The following is an 18,196-nucleotide window of genomic DNA, read 5'->3' as shown; positions in this document are numbered from 1 at the left end:
GACTATCCCGCTCCTTCACCGCCTTGGCGGTGTTCGAGCCGGATGCTATCGTTCTGGCATGAAGACATTGCCGGTCACGCAGGTCAGTGCCGAGCAGTTTCTCGCCTGGGTGGCCGGGCAGGAACAGCGCTACGAGCTGGTCGAAGGCGAAATCGTGGCAATGGCCGGGGCTGGCCGTCGCCACGACGCAATCGTCGTGAATCTGACGGCCGCGATTCATGGTCAGGTGCGCGGCGGTCCCTGCCAAACCTTTACGGGTGACACTTACGTCGCGACCTCGCCGTCGACCCGCCGAATGCCGGATCTCGGCGTCGACTGTGGCCAACCTGTCGAAGAGTCGCTGGTCGCCGATCAGCCGTTGCTCGTTGTCGAAGTGCTGTCGCCGACAACGAGTGGTTTCGACGTGACCGTCAAGCTTGCGGAGTACCAATCACTTGTGTGCCTCGAGTATATTCTGCTGATCGACACCGAGATGGCGAGTGCGCATCTCTATACCCGGGGCGAGGACCGGCAGTGGAGCAACGAGGTTCTGAAAGGCCTCGGCGCCGAATTTGAATTGCCGAAGCTGAAAGTGCGGTTGTCCTTGGCCGAGGTGTATGACGGCCTCCAGTTTCGGGAGCGTCCACGATTGGTCGCGCAGGACTCCAGTCTCTCCGAATGACCGCGATCGAACCCGCTCCAGTCGATTTGCGGCTGTTCAATTGGACGCTGCCTCAGTACCCGCCGGGGTCACCCGCCAGATCGCGTTGCCGACGTCGTCGGCGACCAGCAGCGCGCCGCGCTGGTCCAGCGCGACACCGACCGGGCGGCCCTGCGCCTGTTGGTCGGCGTTGAGGAAGCCGGCCAGAACGTCGCGCGGCGGCCCGGACGGTTTGCCGCCTTCGAACGGGATGAAGATCACCTTGTAGCCGGAGTGCGGCTTGCGATTCCACGAGCCGTGCTGGCCGACGAAGGCACCGCCCTTCATCGCGTCGGGAAACAGATCGCTGGTGTTGAAGGCGAGTCCGAGCGAGGCCGTGTGGTTGCCCAGCGCGTAGTCCGGCACGATCGCTTTCTCGACCAGATCCGGCCGCGGCGGCTTGACGCGGTCATCGACGTGCTGGCCGAAGTAGCTGTACGGCCAGCCGTAGAACCCGCCGTCCTTCACCGAAGTCATGTAATCGGGCACGAGGTCGCTGCCGATCTCGTCGCGCTCGTTGACGACGACCCACAATTCGCCGGTCTCGGGATGGAAAGCCGGACCGTTGGGATTGCGCAGCCCGGATGCGAACAGCCGCGTCGCGCCGCTCTGCCGGTCGACCTCGATCACGGCGGCGCGGTTTTCCTCGACCGCCATGCCGTGTTCGGCGGCGTTGCTGTTGGAGCCGGAGGTCGCGTACAGCTTGCTGCCGTCCGGGCTGGCGACGAGATCCTTGGTCCAGTGATGATTGAGCGGGCCGGCCGGCAGATCGGCCAGCTTTTCGCCCGCTGCGGTGATCCGGGTGTCGCCCGGATTGTAGGGGAAACGCACGATCGCGTCGGTGTTGGCGACGTAGAATTCGTTGCCGACCAGCGCCATGCCGAACGGCGAATTGAGACCCTCGAGGAACGTCTCGCGGATCTCGGCGACGCCGTCGCCGTCGGCATCGCGCAGCAGGGTGATGCGGTTTGCGCTCGGCGTTCGGGCGCCGGCTTGCCCCATGACGTACTCTGCGACCCGGCGCTTGAGGCCCTTGCCCTCTTCGGGGCGTTCCGGCGCGTTGGTTTCGGCCACCAGCACGTCGCCGTTCGGCAGCACGTGGATCGTGCGCGGGTGATCGAGCCCCCTCGCGAACGCCGTCACCGCAAGTCCCTCGGCCGGTTTCGGCGTGGCGCCCTCCGACCAGCCCACCGCCTTGGCGATGTTGACCGTCGGCAACAGCGTGTTCGCCGGCTCCGGCAGCTTCGGCGAGGGGCCGAAATCCTCGCCCTGTGCCAGATTGGACTGATCGCCGCAGGCCGCGAGCGGCAGCACCAGGGCGAGGCACAGGGCGAGCCGGCTGGTCGGAAGCGATCGGCGCATCGACAAATCTCCACTGGAGGAACTGAACAATGGCAATGTCGGAAGCGGGGTTGTGTTCAATTCCCACCCGTGAAAATCAGTGAGACGGCTGGTCGCAGGGCGGCCGCGGCAGAAACCACGAACAAGAACGACAACGGGAAGAGAGCCCATGGGAGAAGCGTCCGAAGCCGGGCAGGCGGCGCCGTCGCGCGCGTGGCGCGGCGTTGCCGATCTGTATCATGCAGTGTTCACCGGCCTGGTCCTGACGCTGGTCAGTCGCCGCGGCACGGCCGATGCCGCCGAATTCGTGTTCCGGGTGTTTCGTCGCCAGCAGCAGGAACGCTTCGTCGCCGGGCTCGCCAAGCTCGGCCTCGATCATCTGCCGCCGGCGGTGGCGGCGGCGCAGTATCACTATCTGTCGAACTGGATCGGCGGCGTGCACGTCGAATACATGTACGAGAACGATCGCAAGGCGTGGATCCGCTATCCGCCGCCGCGCTGGATCTGGCGCGGCACCGCGATCTGCGGCGTCCCAGGCGAGGTGTCGAAAGCGATGCTGCGCGGCTGGCATGCCAACAACGGCGTCGCGCTCGGCAATCTCAGGCTCGGCTTCGTCTGCACCAAGCAGAGCGTCGACGGCCAGGACGGATTGGAAGGCTACTACTACGAGGCCGATGACGTCCTCGAGCCGGATCAGCGGCTGCAATTCGCCCGCCACCTCGATGCGCCGCTGTTCGATCCGGCGGCGGCGCCGGCGCTGCCGGTCGAGAGCTGGCCGAAGCGGCGGCTGGAGAAAGCCCACCGTAACTACGCGATGGAATATGTTCGCACGGCGGCGCCGGTCGTGGTGCAATTATTCGGCCCGCTCGACGGCGGCCATCTGCTGCATCTCACCGGCAAGTTGATCGGGATGCAGTCCTATGACGATCTAGCGCCGACGCTCGGTGCGACCGGCCGCGACGCCGCCGGTTTCGCCGCCTTGCTGCGGGCGCTGCTCGCGGCGCAGGATGACGACGCCGGGCTGCGCGAGACCGGCGGCGGATACGAGCTGCGGCAGATCGGCTGGAAGCTGATGGATGGCGTCGCCGACGCCCACCCGGCCTGCGTTCGCGTGCTCCAAGGACTGGTCGAGGGCCTCGCTGCCGGCTGCGGCCGTCGCATCGCGGTCAGTCTGGCCGGCGATCACCACGCAGCGCCGCTGGTTTGGACGGTGCGCTGACCTTCCGGTCGGTGCGCTCCGATCTGCCCGCGGGCGGCCATGCGTGGCGCGGGCATCGCGTCCCTCTGGAACGGTGATAGAGACAGGGACGCTCGGCCGAGATCGGGCCTCGGGGGAAACGCATGTCCGATATCGCCGTGGCGGAGCTGCCGCCGGTCGCGCAAGGCGCACCGGCTCCGCCTGCCCCGTCACCGCCCCCTCCGAAGAATCCGCTGCTCGACGACGGCATCCTGCGCACGCTGCTGCGGCTGTCGTGGCCGAACGTGGTGGCGCTGACCGCCGGCACCTGCGTGGCGGTCGCCGAGACGTCCTATGTCGGACGGCTCGGCACCGAAGCGCTGGCCGCGATGGCGCTGGTGTTTCCGTTCGTGATCCTGACCATGACTATGTCGGGCGGCGCGATGGGGGGAGGCGTCGCCTCGGCGATCGCGCGGGCGCTCGGCTCCGGCGACGACGAGCGCGCAGCCGCGCTGGCGATGCACGCGCTGCTGATCGGGCTGTGCTTCGGTCTGATGTTCACGGTCGGCATGCTGATTTTCGGAGAGCGGGCGCTGGAACTGCTGGGCGGCCGCGGTGCGGTGCTCAGCCAGGCAGTCGGCTACACCCACATCTTCTTCGCCGGCGCGGTGGTGCCGTGGCTGATGAACACCTTCGCGGCGATCCTGCGCGGCACCGGCAACATGAAGCTGCCGTCGCTGATGATCCTCAGCTCGGCGATGCTGCAGATCGTGCTCGGCGGCGTGCTCGGCCTCGGCTTCGGGCCGATCCCGCGGTTCGGCATGCCGGGCGTCGCCGCCGGCACATTGGTGGCGTTTTCGATTGGTGCTGCGGTGATGGCCTGGGTGATCTTCTCCGGCCGCGCCGGGGTGACGCCGCGTCTGAAAGGACTGCGGATCGAACGTGGGATGTTCTTCGATATTCTCAAGGTGGGTGCAGTGTCGTGCTTCTCGCCGCTGCAGTCGGTGCTGACCATCACCATCTTCACCCACATGCTGGCGCATTTCGGCACCGCGGTGCTGGCCGGCTACGGCATAGGCGGGCGGCTCGAATTCATGCTCACCTCGATCGCTTTCGCAGTCGGCATCGCCTCGGTGCCGATGATCGGCATGGCGATCGGCGCCGGCCGGGTGAAGCGGGCGCGGCGGATCGCCTGGACGGCCGGACTGGTGTCGTTCCTGTTTGTCGGGGTGTTCGGCACCGGGATCGCGATCATGCCGCATCTGTGGGTCGACCTGTTCACCGACGATGCCGCGGTGCGGCTCGCCGGCGAGCAATATCTGCGCGCCGCGGGGCCGATGTACGCGTTCATCGGGCTGGCGATCTCGATGTATTTTTCGGCGCAGGGCGCCGCCAGGGTGCTGGGGCCGGTGCTGGCCCAGACCGGACGGCTACTGTTCGTCGTCGTCGGCGGCTGGCTGCTGATCGAGCACCACGGCAGCGTCGGCAGCTTCTATCTGCTCGCCGCCGGCTCGATGGTGCTGCTCGGGCTGACGTCGGCGCTCAGCGTGCTGGTGACGCGCTGGGGGCCGAAGCCGCCGGCCGTGCCGGTGGCGCGCTAGCGGTCGGCCTGCCTCGGGGCAAACGGCAGCAGCACATCCAGCAGGGTCGGCCCGCTGGTCGCCAATGCGCCTTCGAGCGACAGCAGGCGCCGCCGGGTAATGGCTCCGCCGTTGGCGCAGGTGCCGCCGGCGTCTCCGGCGGTGGCCAGGGCGCGATGGCAGGGAACGATCAGGGCGAACGGATTGCGGCGGATCGCCTGCCCCACGGCGTGGACCGCGCCCGAGCTGCGAATCTGCCTGGCGATGTCGGCGAAGGTTGCGGTCTCGCCCCGCGGAATCGTGCGAACCGCCGCATAGACCCGGCAGTCGAATGTCGGAATACCGCCGAGATCGAGCCCGACATCGGAGAAATCCCACGGCTCGCCCGCCAATGCTGCGACGATGCCGTCGATCACCGGCTCGATCCAGACCGCGGGTTTGCTCTCCCGGGCGTCCGGGCACAGCCGCAGCAGCCTGCGGCGGGTGTCGATCTCTCGGCCTTCGGCAAGCTGCACGGCGAGCACGCCCCCGACGTCCCATGCGATCCCGCATCGGCCCATCATGGTGTCGAAGATCGTGTAGGCAGCCCCCGCCATAGGTGAACTATACCAGCGAAACTACGCTTGGCATTCAGAAAGTAAACAGCCTGTTAACGGGACCGTGGCGCATGTTGCGATGCAGTAAACTGCGGCGTCGTGCGCCGTCCGTTTCCGAGATGGCCTCTTGGCGGATCGCGCCGTCTCGGCTAGATCAAGGGACGCCGCCGCGTCGTCGCGGCCCGGCGCGGGCGTAGTTCAATGGTAGAACGGCAGCTTCCCAAGCTGCATACGAGGGTTCGATTCCCTTCGCCCGCTCCAGATCTCCCGCTCAGCACGGCGAGCTTCAGACTCTCTCGCCTTCGCCTTCGCGCCTGCTCTGCGCGGAGCGCAATGCTGTCCGCTCCGGGCGGGTGTTGCGGTTGATCGGCGTCAACGCCGCCTCGTGGCTTCGGCGCGAAGCTTACTCACTGCTTCGCTGCAGGGGGATATGGCGATGACGAGCACCATGATGACTTTCGACATCCTGCTGTTGGCTGCGGCCGCGGCGTCGACGGTGCTGATCCTGTTCGGCGTGGTGATCGCGAGCGGTCACCAGGGCGCGCACCAGCACGCCAAAGCCAGACTGATCCCGCGTCACCACGACTGAGCACGAGCCTGGAGCATTTCCGGTCTGATGGATCCGGAACCGGCGCTCCAGTTGTTAGTGGCAACGCGCTCGCTTCACGCCGGCTCCCGCTTCGCTCGGCAACGCTTCAGCGTCCGAGCGCCGCCATGGCGCCTTTCAAGGCTTGCCAACCGAGTCGTTGAGATCGCGCTTGATGGTCTCCAGGAGCGATGCCAGCGCGTCGTGGCGCGTCGCCGCGGCGGCCGGCGCATGACGCGGGCTAGCCGTTGCGGAATCCGCAGACGGCAGCTTGATGCCGGGCGCCGCCGTGATGGCTGCCGGCACCGCGCTCTGTGCCGGCATGGCGGCGGTTGCGGTTGGTAGTCGCGAAAGGGGCGATGCATCCGGCAGGAAGGTTGTCCTTGCGGGTGTCTTCCGCGCGGCAGTCTTCCGCGGCGCAGTCTGCAGCATAGACTTGATATCGACCGGCGGTCCCTGCGCCGGCTCGACGCTCGTTCGCGGCGCGGCGCTGTCGGAGGGGTTGACGAAATGGCCGTACAATACATCCTCATGCCGGCCCATCCACCACAGCGCCGTCCAATACAGCGCCGCAAGTCCGATCACGCCGATCAGGCTCAGCTCGAGCATCACCTGCCCCCGAGTTCAGGGGCGTAGGCAAGGGCGACGTAAGCAAGGGCGGCACAAGCAAGGGTGACGTAAGCCGGCAAGGCAGCAGCGGGCCTTGCCGTGACGAAGCCCCGCTCGTGGAGCGTCTCAGTGATCGGCAATTCACCAAGGACGGTCAATCGGCGCATGACCCGCATCGCAGTCTCCGGAACTGATCGATTGATTCCGGAAGCTCACTGTACGCGCAAGTCGCTTCAGCGCACTCGCAAGTGGCGACGCAAAAAGGGCGCCGGCAAAGCCGGCGCCCTCGACGCGAACGATCAGTGAGGAGAAATGCTCAGCGGCCGGCGAGCACCGGCAGCCCCAGCATCGACGAGAACGGCGCCGGATTGTTGATCAGTTGCGCCGACGCCTTCTGATTGCTGGCCAGCGACGACCAGGCGTCCTGGCTCTTGGCCAGGCTCGACCACGGCTTCTGGCTCGACGCCAGCGATGACCACGGCTTCTGCGACGCCGCCAGCAGCGGGCCGAACATCGACGACAGGAAGAAGTTCGGGCTGGTCAGCTCCGGGAAGATGCCGCCGAGCGTGGTGCGGGAGTCGGTCAGACGCGGCGCGCCGGTCAGCCGGGCGGACGAGTCCGTCAGCGAGGCGCTGCCATAGCCGCTGGTGTCACGGCTCGGACCGTGGCGGTTGAGAATGGCGTCGGCCTGGCCGCCCTTGCCGAACGGCGGGTCGACCGTGACCACGGTCCCGTCCTTGCTGGTGGAGGCGATCGCGGCGTTGCTGAACGAGGCGGCTTTCAGCTCCGCGACGGCCGCCTGAGCCTTGCCGGCGTCCTGATAAACCTTGGTGATCTGCGTCATTCTTACCTTCCTCTATAGCGATGTGTTAGTTTGAATTTCAGTCTTTGACCGACAATTCTTGGCAACCCACCCGGTTCCCAGCTTGGCATAGTTTTGCAGCGCGACAAGTCTTTGAACCACCAGGCTACCGGCGGCATCGCGCCGCAGCAGAACCTGCGTTCCTGCAGTAAATAATCACTTGCGATCAAGACAGTTCGAGGGGCTTCGGCCGGCTTGGTCATTCACGAATGCGTGGATGGTAGCTTGGTGTGGTCTGTCGGTCGAGATCGCTGTGCCTGCGCGACCCTCGGGCGCGCGTCCGGCCATCGCCGCTGCCCGACGCCAGGCGCCGATTTCCGCTTCGGTCAAGCGGGCACGAGTCCCGCGCGGTGCTTCACGGCGCTGACGCATCCTTGTGCGACAGCGTGGTCTATTCGGCTGCGCCCGGAACAAAGCCGCGCACTGTCGCGTCTGAGACCGAAATGGGAAAGGCGAGAACTGATGCAAACCGTTGCGAGCGTGTCGTGGTGGGCGGCGGGTGTGCTGTACCAGATCTATCCGCGCTCGTTTCAGGACAGCAATGGCGACGGCATCGGCGATCTGCGCGGCATCATCGACCGGCTGGGCTATCTGTCCGATCTCGGGGTCGATGCGATCTGGCTGTCGCCGATCTTTCCGTCCCCCATGGCGGATTTCGGCTACGACGTTGCCGACTATGTCGGCATCGACCCGATCTTCGGCACCATGGACGATTTCGACGCGCTGGTGCTCACCGCGCATGCCCGCGGTCTCAAGGTCATTCTCGACCTGGTGCCGAACCATTCGTCCGACCAGCATCCCTGGTTCATCGAGAGCCGGTCGTCGCGCGACAATCGGAAGCGCGACTGGTACATCTGGCGCGATCCTGCACCGGACGGCGGGCCGCCGACCAACTGGCTGTCCGAATTCGGCGGCAGTGGCTGGGAGTACGACGAAGCCACCGGCCAATATTACTATCACGCCTTCCTGAAACAGCAGCCCGACCTCAACTGGCGCAATCCGGAGGTGCGAGCCGCGATCTGCGAGGCGATGCGGTTCTGGTTGCGCAAAGGCGTCGACGGCTTTCGCGTAGACGTGATCTGGCACCTGATCAAGGACGACCAGTTCCGCGACAACCCGCCCAATCCGGACTTCCGCCCCGGCATGCCGCCGCACGCGGCGCTGATCCCGCAGTATTCCGCTGACCGGCCGGAGACGCAGCAGGTCGTCGCCGAACTGCGCAGCGTGATCGACGAATTCGATCACCGTCTCCTGATCGGTGAGATCTATCTGCCGATCGAGCGGCTGGTGGCTTATTATGGGGCCGACCTGAACGGCGCACAATTGCCGTTCAATTTTGCGCTGTTGTCGACGCCCTGGCACGCCCGCGACATTGCCGCCCTGATCGATCGCTACGAGCAGGCGTTACCCGCCGGTGCGTGGCCGAACTGGGTGCTCGGCAACCACGATCGCCCGCGGGTGGCGAGCCGGGTCGGACCGGCGCAGGCACGCGTCGCCGCAATGCTGCTGCTGACGCTGCGCGGCACACCGACCATGTATTACGGCGACGAACTCGGCATGGAGCAGGTCGAAATCGCGCCGGAGGACGTGCAGGATCCGTTCGAGAAGAACGTGCCGGGCATCGGTGTCGGCCGCGACGGCTGCCGCACCCCGATGCAATGGGACGCCTCCGCCCATGCTGGCTTCTCCGACGTCCGGCCGTGGCTGCCGCTGGCGCCCGACGCGATCCAGGACAACGCCGCCAATCTGCGGGCCGATGCGCAGTCGATCCTGAACCTGTATCGCGCGCTGCTGCGGCTGCGGCGGCAGTTGCCGCAGCTCTCGGTCGGCGACTATCAGCCGCTCGCCGCGGACGGCGATCTGCTGCTGTATCGCCGGCACCATCGGGGGCAATCGGTGCTGATCGCGCTCAATCTCGGGTCCGATCCGATCTCGGCGGCGTCCGACGCGATCGGACTCGACGGCGAGGTGCTGCTGTCGACGATGCTGGATCGCGCCGGCGAACGCATCGGCGCAACGCTCGATCTGCGCGGCCACGAGGGCATCATCGTCGGCCGCGCGCCGGAAGAGGTCGTCTAGTGGGCGGGGCGGGGGCGCCCCCGCCTTACGTCAGCGCCACGCCGTAGTAGTCGTCGACCTTGTTGGCGCCGCGCCAGTCCCATTCGGAGCCGCGGCCGTATTTCGGCGCGCGCTCGAGCTGATCGACCGTGACCATCACCTGATAGCCACCGAGGTCGACATTGTACTTCAACGCCGGCCAGGGCAGCGGATAATGATCGTCGCCGATGCCGAGGAAGCCGCCGAACGACAGTACCGCGTAGGACACCCGCCCGCTCACCTTCTCGATCATTACCCGTTCGATCGAACCGATCTTCTCGCCGTCCGGCCCGTACACCGCGGTTCCCTGCACCTTGTCGCTGCCGATCAGCTTGAGGGTCTCGTTGGCTTCTGGGTTCATGCTGGTCTCCCTGTAAAGCAGGGCCAACGAGCGGAGCGAGAACCTGTTCCGCCCCCGAGTGCCGGTCGTAGGCTCTTCACAAACTGCAGAATCGTACTTATCCTCTCTTCATCGGAAACAACGGAAGGAGGTGATCCAGTGTCTCACTCGAAACGCTGTCACCTCGCTGGGGACGCCCGCTGAGGTTGGCTGACTGAGCATCATTGCGGCGGGCACTAGACCGCTCGTCGTGGATGATGCACCCAGCAGTGAGCCGCTCGGCCGAGGCGCCCCTCAGCGCCTGGGAACCAGCGAGTTACGAGGCGCGCGTCGGCGGTCAACGTCGGCGCGCGTTTCTCGTTATGGGCTATCACTCATTCTGGGCTATCGCTCGGTCTGGGCTATCATTCGTTGTGGGCTGTCGGTGGTCGTGGCGCGGCGACGCGACATCCGGGATCTTTTGAAATCCGGGATTTTCTCGGATCGTTCCGGAACGTCGCCGCTGCATGCGTGCCAAATGTCGTACGATCAGAACGTCCCTGCCAATGTCAGCCGCACAGCCAGCGGTTCCACCGGATGGACGTGGCGGTCGCCGACACCGCCCAGCGGCTCGCCCGGCAATCGGGACAGGTAGTAGTATTCGATCTGATTGGTCTTGGCGTCGAACAGGTTCAGCACGTCGAGCTGCACCCGCACGCCGTTGTCGAAGCGATAGCCGGCGCGAGCGTTGAAGATCAGCGACGACAGCGAGCGCACGCTGTCGTCCTCGATCAGCGGCCGCGGGCCGAAGTAGCGGCCTTTCAGCGCACCGAACCAGCCGCGCTGCTCGCCGAGCGTGATGCCGGCGCTCGCCACCCAGGCCGGTGCGCCCGGGATGAAGTCGCCGGCCGGGTCGAAATCCGTGAACCGCGCTTTCGTATAAGCAACGTCGAGATCGACGCCGAGCCAGGATAGCGGCCGATACTGGCTGGTCCATTCGACGCCGACCCGGCGGCTCGGCCGGCTCGCTTCGGTGGTGCCGGCGTCGCCGACGAACAAAAGCTCGGAGTCGAAATCGAGCAAGAACACCGCCAGCGATGTCGTCAGCCCGGGGATCGATCTGTTGCGGATGCCGAGTTCGGCGCCCTTGGAGCGCACCAGCAGCGGCACGCGGCTGACCGGATCGCCGCTGTTGGGGTCGACCGTGATGGTGGCGCCGCGGATGTCGTTGCTGTGCAGCCCGGTGCCGGCATTGCCGTAGAACTCGGTGCCGATCCACGGGCCGAGCACGATGCCGGCCTTCGGGCTGGTCATCGACGCCGAGGCGTTGCCAGAATTCGCCGGATTGTCGCTGATCACCCGGCCGGTGAAGAAGTCCTGCCGCACGCCGGCGGTGGTGCGCAGCCAGTCGGTCCAGCGCACCGTGGTGTCGGTCCACAGCCCGAGCGACTGCTCGGAGACATCGTCGGCCCGCACCGTCGACAGCCAGTCGCGTCGCAGCGTCTTGTCGAGGCCGAGATCGATATTGTCGGCGCGGCTCTGCAGCCCAATTCGTGTCTCGACCGGCAGCCCGGCGAACCGATAGTCGAAGCGCTGCGTGCCGTTCAGGCCGAGCACGGTGCGGCGGTCGTATTGGTTGAACTGGTCGCCGTTCACCGGATCGTCGAGGAAGTAGGTGAAGTTGTTGTAGAGCTGCAGCGACGAGCGGATCACATAGGCATTGACGTCGGTCTGGCCGATGTCGCTGGATTGCGCGAAGCGGCCGGACAGGCTGTAGCGGCTGGAAATGCCGCCATCGGTCGGATCCAGCGAGCCGTAGCGGCCGATCAGGCCCTGGTCGATCGCGCGCTGCGCCACCTGATCGGTCGAGGTCCAGCGGTTGGAATAAGCCATCCCGGTCAGCGAGAAGCCGTCGGTCGCGGTGCCCTGGCTGTAGCGCAGCACGCCGTTGAGCTTGCTGACGTTGTCCGGCACGTCCCAGGGGCCGTTGTAGGTGCTGGCCTCGAACGCGGCCAGCCAGGTGCCGTCGCCGACGCGGGTCGAGCCGGCGCCGAGCAGCCGCCGATAGCCGAAGCTGCCGACGGTTACCTGAGCGAGGTTCTGGGGCATCGCCCGCAAGTACTCGATGCCGAGCGCGCCGGCCGAGCCGAAGTCGCCGACGTCGGCGAAATACGGCCCCTTGCGCACCGTCATGGTGCTGATCAGCTCGGGAATCAGGAAGTTGACGTCGGCGTAGCCCTGGCCGTGGCCGTGGGTCGGCATGTTCACCGGCATGCCGTCGATGGTGATGGCCAGATCCGTGCCGTGGTCGAGGTTGAAGCCGCGCAGGAAATACTGATTGGCCTTGCCTTCGCCGGAATGCTGGGTGACCACCAGCCCGGGTGCGGCTTCCAGCGCCTCGCCGGGCCGCATGAACGGCAGTGCGTTGATCTCGGCGCCGGTGATGACGCGGCTGCTCGCGGTCTGGTTCTGCGCCGCGCTCATCGCGGCCGCGGACGGGCTCGCGCTCGGTGCAGTTGAGGGCGAGGAGGCGTCAGGTGCCGGCGCCGGGACTGCCCGGCCCTGACGGGAGCTCGCCTCGCGGCTGTGATGCGGCTTCGGCTTTGCCTGCGCCGGGGCATCGATCGTGACCTGCGGTAGCGCCTGCTCGGCCCGCGCCGTCCCGATGACCGCAACAAAATTCAACACGATGCAGCCGGCCGCACAGCCGCGCATCACCTCTCGCCGGACACTCGTCACGCACACCCCCTCGTGTCCTGCATCGCTGCAAGACGCGTCCACCCTGAATCTGTTATCGCAGGCGGTCCCGGCAGAGCGCCAACCATCGCAGCGTGCCCGGTGAGTATGATGAAGTCAATCAAACTTCATACTGACAACCCGGTAACCAGCAAGAGGGCTTTCGATGCACCGCGTCACCATCACGCTCGACGACGATCTGATGGAGAAGCTCGACGCGATCATCGCGGCGCGCGGCTACCAGAACCGCTCCGAGGCGATCCGCGATCTGGCGCGGATCGGCATCCAGCAGACCGCGGCGGAGACCACCAGCGGGCATTGCGTCGGCGCGATGGTCTACACCTACGATCACGCCAAGCGCGACCTGCCGCGCAAGCTGACGCAGAGTTTCCACCATCATCACGATCTGTCGCGGGCCACGATGCACGTGCATCTCGACCACGATCAATGTCTTGAAGTGACGATCCTCGACGGCAACGCCAGCGAGCTGCAACACTTCGCCGACCACATCTTCGCCGAACGTGGCGTCCGCTACGGAAGGCTGGTGACGATTCCGGCGGAGCCGCCGGCAGAGGATCGCGAGCATCCTCATGAGCACGACTCGTGATCTGAAAGGCGGGTCAAAAGTCCGCTCCTGACAGGAAAGACTCTCGACGTCATTGCGAGCCGAAGGCGAAGCAATCCAGGGGCTCCGTGCACCTACCCCTGGATTGCTGCGTCGCTTCGCTCCTCGCAATGACGGAAGCTTTCAGCGCGAGGGTGACTTCCGGGCGCGAGGCGTCTTTGCCGCGGCTTTCTTCGTCACGACTTTCGCCGCCTTGTCGTTGCCGATCACGCCCTCGCGCCGCTTCACCGCGTGGTAGTAGGCCCACCACAGATGCGCGGCGGCGCCGCGCAGCGGGCGCCAGGGTTCGGCGAGCGGCGCCATCTGTTTCACGGTCGGGCGCGCTTTGAGGCCGAGGCCGATCCGCATCGCCTCCTGCACCGCGAGGTCGCCGGCCGGCCAGGCATCGCCGTGGCCGAGGCAGAACAACAGATAGATGTCGGCGGTCCATGGCCCGATGCCGTGCAGCGCGGTCAGCGTGGCGTGCGCGGCGTCGGCGTCTTCTTCGGCCAGCACATCGAGGTTGAGCCGTTCGGCGGCGAGCTCCTTGGCGAGCGCCTTCAGCGTCTTGATCTTCGCGGTCGACAGCCCGAGCCGCGCCAGCCGGTCGGCCCGCGCCCGCTTGATCGCGCCGTGCTCGAACGGATCGAACGCCGCCGACACCCGGCCCCAGATCGCCGCCGCCGAGGCAGTCGAAAGCTGCTGGCCGCAGACGATTGCGGCGAGCCCGGCAAAGCCCGGCTCGCGCCGGCGCAGCGCCGGCATCCCGGCCACCTCGAGCACCGGCTTCAGCCGCGGGTCCCGCTTCACCAGCGCGGTGATGGCGTCGTCGAGGTCGGCCTGGCTGTCGAGATGAATGGTCATCAGGTGGTTCGGCTTTCCGGCGTCATGCGCGGGCTTGACCCGCGCATCCATCCGCTATCGTAGAAGAGTCTCTCATCCGATGGATTGCCGGATCAAGTGCGGCAATGACGTCAGGGGTTCAATGCCGCCACCCGTTTTCCGATTTGCCCCGAGCCCGAACGGCTATCTGCATCTCGGCCACGCTTTCTCGGCACTGCTGAATGCCGATCTGGCGCGGGCGAGCGGCGGCAAGCTGCTGCTGCGCATCGAGGACATCGATCGCACCCGATGCCGGCCGGCGTTCGAACAGGCGATCTACGAAGATCTGTCCTGGCTCGGCCTCGCCTGGGACGGCGAGGTGCGGCGGCAGTCGGACCATCTCGCGCTGTACCACGGCGCGGTCGAGCGGCTGTCCGCGCTGGGGCTGATCTATCCGGCGTTCGAAAGCCGCGCCGAAATCGCCCGGCTGGTCGCCGTGAAGGAAACCGCGGCGCCTTGGCCACGCGATCCCGACGGGGCGCCGCTGTATCCGGGGCTCGGCAAGCAGCTTTCCGCGACGAAACGGGCCGACCTGATCGCCGCCGGCGTGCCGTATGCGCTGCGGCTCGACATGACGGCGGCGATTGCGCTGGCCGGCGAGCTGAGCTGGCAGGAACTCGGCAGCGGCCCGGACGGTGAGACCGGCTCCATCGCGGCGCGCCCGGAGGCGTGGGGCGACGTGATCATCGCGCGCAAGGAAACCCCGACCAGCTATCACCTATCGGTGGTGATCGACGATGCGCTGCAAGGCATCACCGAGGTGGTGCGCGGCGCCGACCTGTTCTGGTCGACCTCGGTGCACCGGCTGCTGCAGCACCTGCTCGGCCTGCCGGCGCCGGTGTATCGGCACCATGCGCTGCTGCGGGACGCGGAGGGCCGCAAGCTGTCGAAATCGACCGGCTCGACCGGCCTGCGCGAGCTGCGGGCCGCGGAGGTGTCGCCGGCCGACATCCGGACGATGGTGGGGCTTGGCTCCGCGCTCTGAGCGCTGCTTGATGCAGGCGTTTTTGCTACGGCCGTGGGGCTTCCCGGCGTGACTCGGTCGCCTCGGGCGTGGCAATGTGGACCGGACGGCTCGGGGGACACATGGCGGTGAAATCGCGCGCGTTGCGCAGCGGGCGGACGCAGGTCAAGCGGACGCCGCCGAAGCGTGTCCGCCGCAAGAAGCCGGCCACGCCGGGCATGATCGAGACCGTGCTGGCGACCTTCGCGCACGAGGTTCGCACCCCGCTCACCGGTATCCTGGCTGTCAGCGAATTGCTGGCGACCTCCGACCTCGGCGAGCGCGAGCGGCGCTGGGTCGACACCATCAAGGCCGGCGCCGAGCACCTGTCCGGCCTCGCCACGCTGTTCGTCGACGCCGCGCGGCTCGGCACCACCGGGCTCGGGCTGCGCTCGGAATTCTTCGATCTGCGGGCGCTGGCCCGCCATGCCGGGGACTCGCTGTCCGGCCGGGCCGCTGCCAAGGGGCTGCATGCCACGGTGACGATCTCGCCGCGGCTGCCGGGGTTTGCGATCGGCGATGCGGTGCGGCTGCGCGCCGCGCTGGAGAACCTGATCGACAACGCGGTGAAATTCACCGAACGCGGCGACGTTTCGCTGAAGGTCGCCGCCGCGGCCGCAGGCCGCGGCAAGGCGCAGGTGTCGTTCGCGGTGTCCGACAGCGGCATCGGTCTGTCGCTCGCCGAGATCAAGCGGCTGTTCCGGCCTTTCTCCCAGGCCAATGTCAACATCGCGTCGCGGTTCGGCGGCGCCGGGCTCGGATTGTCGTCGGTGCGTCAGATCGCCCGGGCGCTGGGCGGGGACGTCACGGTGGCGCAGCGGCCGCGCGGCGGCACAGTGTTCACCCTGACGGTGACGCTGGACCGGGCCAAGCCGCCGCAGATGGCGACGTCGGACGGCGCGGTGCGCGCCACCGGCGGCGGGCGGCTGCGGATCCTCAGCGTCGAGGACAATCCGTTCGGGCGGGTGGTGCTCAACGCCATCCTCACCGAACTCGGCCATCAGTGCGATTTCGTCGGCAGCGGCGAGGCGGTTGCGGAGCGGCTGGCCAAGGCCGAGTTCGACGCGGTGCTGATGGACATGGTGCTGCCCGGGATAAGCGGGGTCGAGGCGATCCGGCGGATTCGGGCGCTGCCGCGACCGCTCGGCAAGATCCCGGTCATCGGCGTGTCGGGACGCGATCAGGATGAGCCGGCGGCGCGCAAAGCGGGAGCCGACGCCTTCCTACTCAAGCCGGTTTCGCCCCGGGCGCTCGCAACTGCGCTTCTTGCAGCGTCGTCCCCTCGGGCAGCCGCGACTTGATGATCGCGGCGTTGAGTTCGCCGCCGTAAACGAAGATCGCGGCGATGAAGTACAGAAACACCAGGGCGATGATCACCGAGCCCAGCCCCGCATACATCGTCACGTAGTTGTTTGCGAAGCGCGCCAGATACATGCCGAACGCGACGCCCGAAATCAGCGAGGCCGCGATGGTGAAGACGATGCCGGGCAGGATCTGCTTGAACGAACGCCGCCCCGCCGGCAGGTAGGCGTGCAGCAGGAACAGCGCCACGGTCAACGCCGTGATGGCGATGCCGTAGCGGGCGATCGTCAGCAGCGGCTCGTTGTTCTGGACCAGCACCGGCACGTAGTGTCGGGCCGTGGCCAGGATCAGCGGTCCGAGCACGATCAGGAACCCCATCGCCAGCGCGGTAAACGCCGCCACCAGGGTGTAGCCGATCGACTCCAGCCGCAGCAGGTACCACGGCCGCGGCTCGACCACCGCGTAAGCGCGGTTGAGGCCGACCCGCAGACTCTCGACGCCGTTGGAGGCGAAATACAGGGCCAGCAGCAGGCCGATCGTCAGCACGCCGCCCCGGGTGGTGGTCAGCACGTCGTGGATTTCACCCGACAACGTGCTGGCGACCTGGGCCGGCCAGACGTCGAGCAGCAGCTCGGCGGCCTGGTCGGCCAGCTCGCGCGAGCCGATGAAACCGGCCAGCGACGTCAGCACGATCAGGAACGGAAACAGCGCCATCAGCGTCGACAGCGCGATATGGCTGGCGATCGCCCATCCATCGTCCGCCAGGAACGTATAGAACGCGTCGACTGCGACCGCATAGGCGGTGCGGATCTGCCTCACGGGTCACCTTGTCACGAGTTGCTGCCGACGGGCACGGTGGAACCATAGCATCCGCTACTAACCGGCTCCACCCGGGTTCGTTGCGCCGGGCGCCGCCACGGGGATAGCGCGGGATCAGCAGCGGTGCTATGAAACCTAGATGGCAACCTTCCTCAGTTCAATCGCCCTGCCGGTCGCGCTCTGCGCCGTCGCTGTTGTGCTGATGCTCGGGCTGATCAACATGATGCGGGGCGGCTCGCCGAACCGGTCGCAGACCCTGATGCGCTGGCGGGTGTTGCTGCAATTCGTCGCCATCGTCATCACCATGCTTGCGATCTGGGCGCTGGGTCGTTAGCTGCCAAAAAGCCCGATTTCACCTGATCTTTCCGCCGCAGGAATCCCGCGCGATGGTCGTTCTCAATCGAATCTACACCCGCAGCGGTGACGACGGCACCACCGCCCTCGGCACCGGCGAGCGGCGGCCGAAATCAGATCTGCGGATCGCGGCTTACGGCAGTATCGACGAAACCAACGCTGCGCTCGGCGTGGTGCGGCTGCATCTGTCCGAGCTGCCGGATCTCGACGCCATGATTGGCCGGATTCAGAATGATCTGTTCGACCTCGGCGCCGATCTCGCGGTGCCGGAGCGCGACGGTAAGGCCGAGCGGCTGCGGGTGCTGTCGAGCCAGGTCGAGCGCCTCGAGCGCGAGATCGATCAGCTCAACGACCGCCTCGCGCCGCTGACCTCGTTCGTGCTGCCTGGCGGCAAGCCAGCAGCCGCTTACCTGCATGTGGCGCGGACAATATGCCGCCGTGCGGAACGCGCGATGGTGGAACTCGCCGCCCGCCCGCACGAGAAGGTCACTCCGGCGGCCGTCCAGTACGTCAACCGTCTGTCCGACTTCCTGTTTGTCGCCGCCCGCACGGTAAACGACGGCGGGCAAGGCGACGTGCTTTGGGTGCCCGGCCAGAACCGCTAGGGCTTTTCGAGCCAACTGAAAGCCGGTTCGCGTCGAGAACACGGG

18 protein-coding genes and 1 tRNA gene are annotated in these 18,196 nt (G+C 66.9%); 11 read left to right on the top strand and 8 right to left on the bottom strand.

What is annotated here, in order from left to right:
- Positions 1-58: 58 nt before the first annotated feature.
- Positions 59-661, top strand: a complete 603-nt coding sequence (locus FLL57_RS18945; RefSeq protein ID WP_047308968.1) for a Uma2 family endonuclease — start codon at positions 59-61, stop codon at positions 659-661.
- A gap of 36 nt (positions 662-697) precedes the next feature.
- Here FLL57_RS18945 and FLL57_RS18940 read toward each other — a convergent pair whose 3' ends face one another.
- Positions 698-2,041: a PQQ-dependent sugar dehydrogenase gene (locus FLL57_RS18940; RefSeq protein ID WP_047308967.1), complete on the bottom strand. Its 1,344-nt coding sequence runs from the start codon at positions 2,039-2,041 to the stop codon at positions 698-700.
- Positions 2,042-2,189: 148 nt separating this feature from the next.
- On the opposite strand from FLL57_RS18940, the gene FLL57_RS18935 reads away from it, so the two are divergent.
- Together FLL57_RS18935 and FLL57_RS18930 are read left to right on the top strand one after the other, a co-directional pair.
- On the top strand, positions 2,190-3,239 hold the full coding sequence (locus tag FLL57_RS18935; RefSeq protein ID WP_013504577.1) for a hypothetical protein: 1,050 nt from the start codon (positions 2,190-2,192) through the stop codon (positions 3,237-3,239).
- A 122-nt stretch (positions 3,240-3,361) separates the two neighbouring features.
- On the top strand, positions 3,362-4,798 hold the full coding sequence (locus FLL57_RS18930) for an MATE family efflux transporter (protein WP_142883690.1): 1,437 nt from the start codon (positions 3,362-3,364) through the stop codon (positions 4,796-4,798).
- Here the strand turns inward: FLL57_RS18930 and FLL57_RS18925 are convergent.
- Positions 4,795-5,373 (bottom strand): methylated-DNA--[protein]-cysteine S-methyltransferase, encoded by a 579-nt coding sequence (locus FLL57_RS18925; protein WP_047308964.1) that lies wholly within the window; start codon positions 5,371-5,373, stop codon positions 4,795-4,797. The genes FLL57_RS18930 and FLL57_RS18925 overlap by 4 nt on opposite strands.
- Before the next feature lie 187 nt (positions 5,374-5,560).
- Between FLL57_RS18925 and FLL57_RS18920 the strand changes: the two genes are divergently transcribed.
- A tRNA-Gly gene (locus FLL57_RS18920) sits at positions 5,561-5,634 on the top strand.
- Between the two features lie 175 nt (positions 5,635-5,809).
- Entirely contained in the window at positions 5,810-5,962 is a 153-nt protein-coding gene (locus FLL57_RS23415) for a hypothetical protein (protein ID WP_013504574.1), read from the top strand.
- A 135-nt stretch (positions 5,963-6,097) separates the two neighbouring features.
- On the opposite strand, the gene FLL57_RS18915 is transcribed toward FLL57_RS23415, so the two are convergent.
- Positions 6,098-6,568 carry a hypothetical protein gene (locus tag FLL57_RS18915; RefSeq protein WP_142883689.1) on the bottom strand — a complete coding sequence of 157 codons (471 nt, stop codon included), beginning with the start codon at positions 6,566-6,568 and terminating at the stop codon, positions 6,098-6,100.
- Between the two features lie 316 nt (positions 6,569-6,884).
- The gene (locus FLL57_RS18910; protein WP_013504571.1) at positions 6,885-7,412 is read right to left on the bottom strand and encodes a hypothetical protein; all 528 of its coding nucleotides are present in this window, start codon (positions 7,410-7,412) and stop codon (positions 6,885-6,887) included.
- A 480-nt stretch (positions 7,413-7,892) separates the two neighbouring features.
- Between FLL57_RS18910 and FLL57_RS18905 the strand changes: the two genes are divergently transcribed.
- Positions 7,893-9,509, top strand: a complete 1,617-nt coding sequence (locus FLL57_RS18905; protein WP_013504570.1) for an alpha-amylase family glycosyl hydrolase — start codon at positions 7,893-7,895, stop codon at positions 9,507-9,509.
- 25 nt (positions 9,510-9,534) lie between these two features.
- Here the strand turns inward: FLL57_RS18905 and FLL57_RS18900 are convergent, their stop codons facing one another.
- Positions 9,535-9,888: a PRC-barrel domain-containing protein gene (locus FLL57_RS18900; protein ID WP_013504569.1), complete on the bottom strand. Its 354-nt coding sequence runs from the start codon at positions 9,886-9,888 to the stop codon at positions 9,535-9,537.
- Between the two features lie 507 nt (positions 9,889-10,395).
- Positions 10,396-12,561, bottom strand: coding sequence for a TonB-dependent receptor (locus tag FLL57_RS18895; protein ID WP_142883688.1), 2,166 nt, complete (start codon positions 12,559-12,561; stop codon positions 10,396-10,398).
- A 187-nt stretch (positions 12,562-12,748) separates the two neighbouring features.
- Between FLL57_RS18895 and nikR the strand changes: the two genes are divergently transcribed.
- Positions 12,749-13,189 carry a nickel-responsive transcriptional regulator NikR gene (gene nikR / locus FLL57_RS18890; protein WP_013504567.1) on the top strand — a complete coding sequence of 147 codons (441 nt, stop codon included), beginning with the start codon at positions 12,749-12,751 and terminating at the stop codon, positions 13,187-13,189.
- Between the two features lie 141 nt (positions 13,190-13,330).
- On the opposite strand, the gene FLL57_RS18885 is transcribed toward nikR, so the two are convergent.
- The gene (locus FLL57_RS18885) at positions 13,331-14,050 is read right to left on the bottom strand and encodes a DNA-3-methyladenine glycosylase family protein (RefSeq protein ID WP_142883687.1); all 720 of its coding nucleotides are present in this window, start codon (positions 14,048-14,050) and stop codon (positions 13,331-13,333) included.
- A 121-nt stretch (positions 14,051-14,171) separates the two neighbouring features.
- Here FLL57_RS18885 and gluQRS point away from each other — a divergent pair, with 121 nt between their 5' ends.
- Both gluQRS and FLL57_RS18875 read left to right on the top strand, forming a co-directional pair.
- Positions 14,172-15,053 carry a tRNA glutamyl-Q(34) synthetase GluQRS gene (gene gluQRS / locus FLL57_RS18880; protein ID WP_142883686.1) on the top strand — a complete coding sequence of 294 codons (882 nt, stop codon included), beginning with the start codon at positions 14,172-14,174 and terminating at the stop codon, positions 15,051-15,053.
- 101 nt (positions 15,054-15,154) lie between these two features.
- On the top strand, positions 15,155-16,372 hold the full coding sequence (locus FLL57_RS18875; protein WP_142883685.1) for an ATP-binding protein: 1,218 nt from the start codon (positions 15,155-15,157) through the stop codon (positions 16,370-16,372).
- Here FLL57_RS18875 and FLL57_RS18870 read toward each other — a convergent pair.
- A complete protein-coding gene (locus tag FLL57_RS18870; RefSeq protein WP_013504563.1) occupies positions 16,299-17,192 on the bottom strand; it encodes a YihY/virulence factor BrkB family protein in 894 nt (297 codons plus the stop codon). The genes FLL57_RS18875 and FLL57_RS18870 overlap by 74 nt on opposite strands.
- A gap of 139 nt (positions 17,193-17,331) precedes the next feature.
- Between FLL57_RS18870 and FLL57_RS18865 the strand changes: the two genes are divergently transcribed.
- The gene (locus tag FLL57_RS18865; RefSeq protein WP_013504562.1) at positions 17,332-17,526 is read left to right on the top strand and encodes a twin transmembrane helix small protein; all 195 of its coding nucleotides are present in this window, start codon (positions 17,332-17,334) and stop codon (positions 17,524-17,526) included.
- 52 nt (positions 17,527-17,578) lie between these two features.
- Positions 17,579-18,151, top strand: coding sequence for a cob(I)yrinic acid a,c-diamide adenosyltransferase (locus FLL57_RS18860; protein ID WP_013504561.1), 573 nt, complete (start codon positions 17,579-17,581; stop codon positions 18,149-18,151).
- The last annotated feature ends 45 nt before the right edge of the window (positions 18,152-18,196 follow it).

It is taken from the genome of Rhodopseudomonas palustris (assembly GCF_007005445.1).
Lineage (GTDB): Bacteria > Pseudomonadota > Alphaproteobacteria > Rhizobiales > Xanthobacteraceae > Rhodopseudomonas > Rhodopseudomonas palustris_G.
This window is presented reverse-complemented; position numbering and strand designations above follow the sequence as displayed.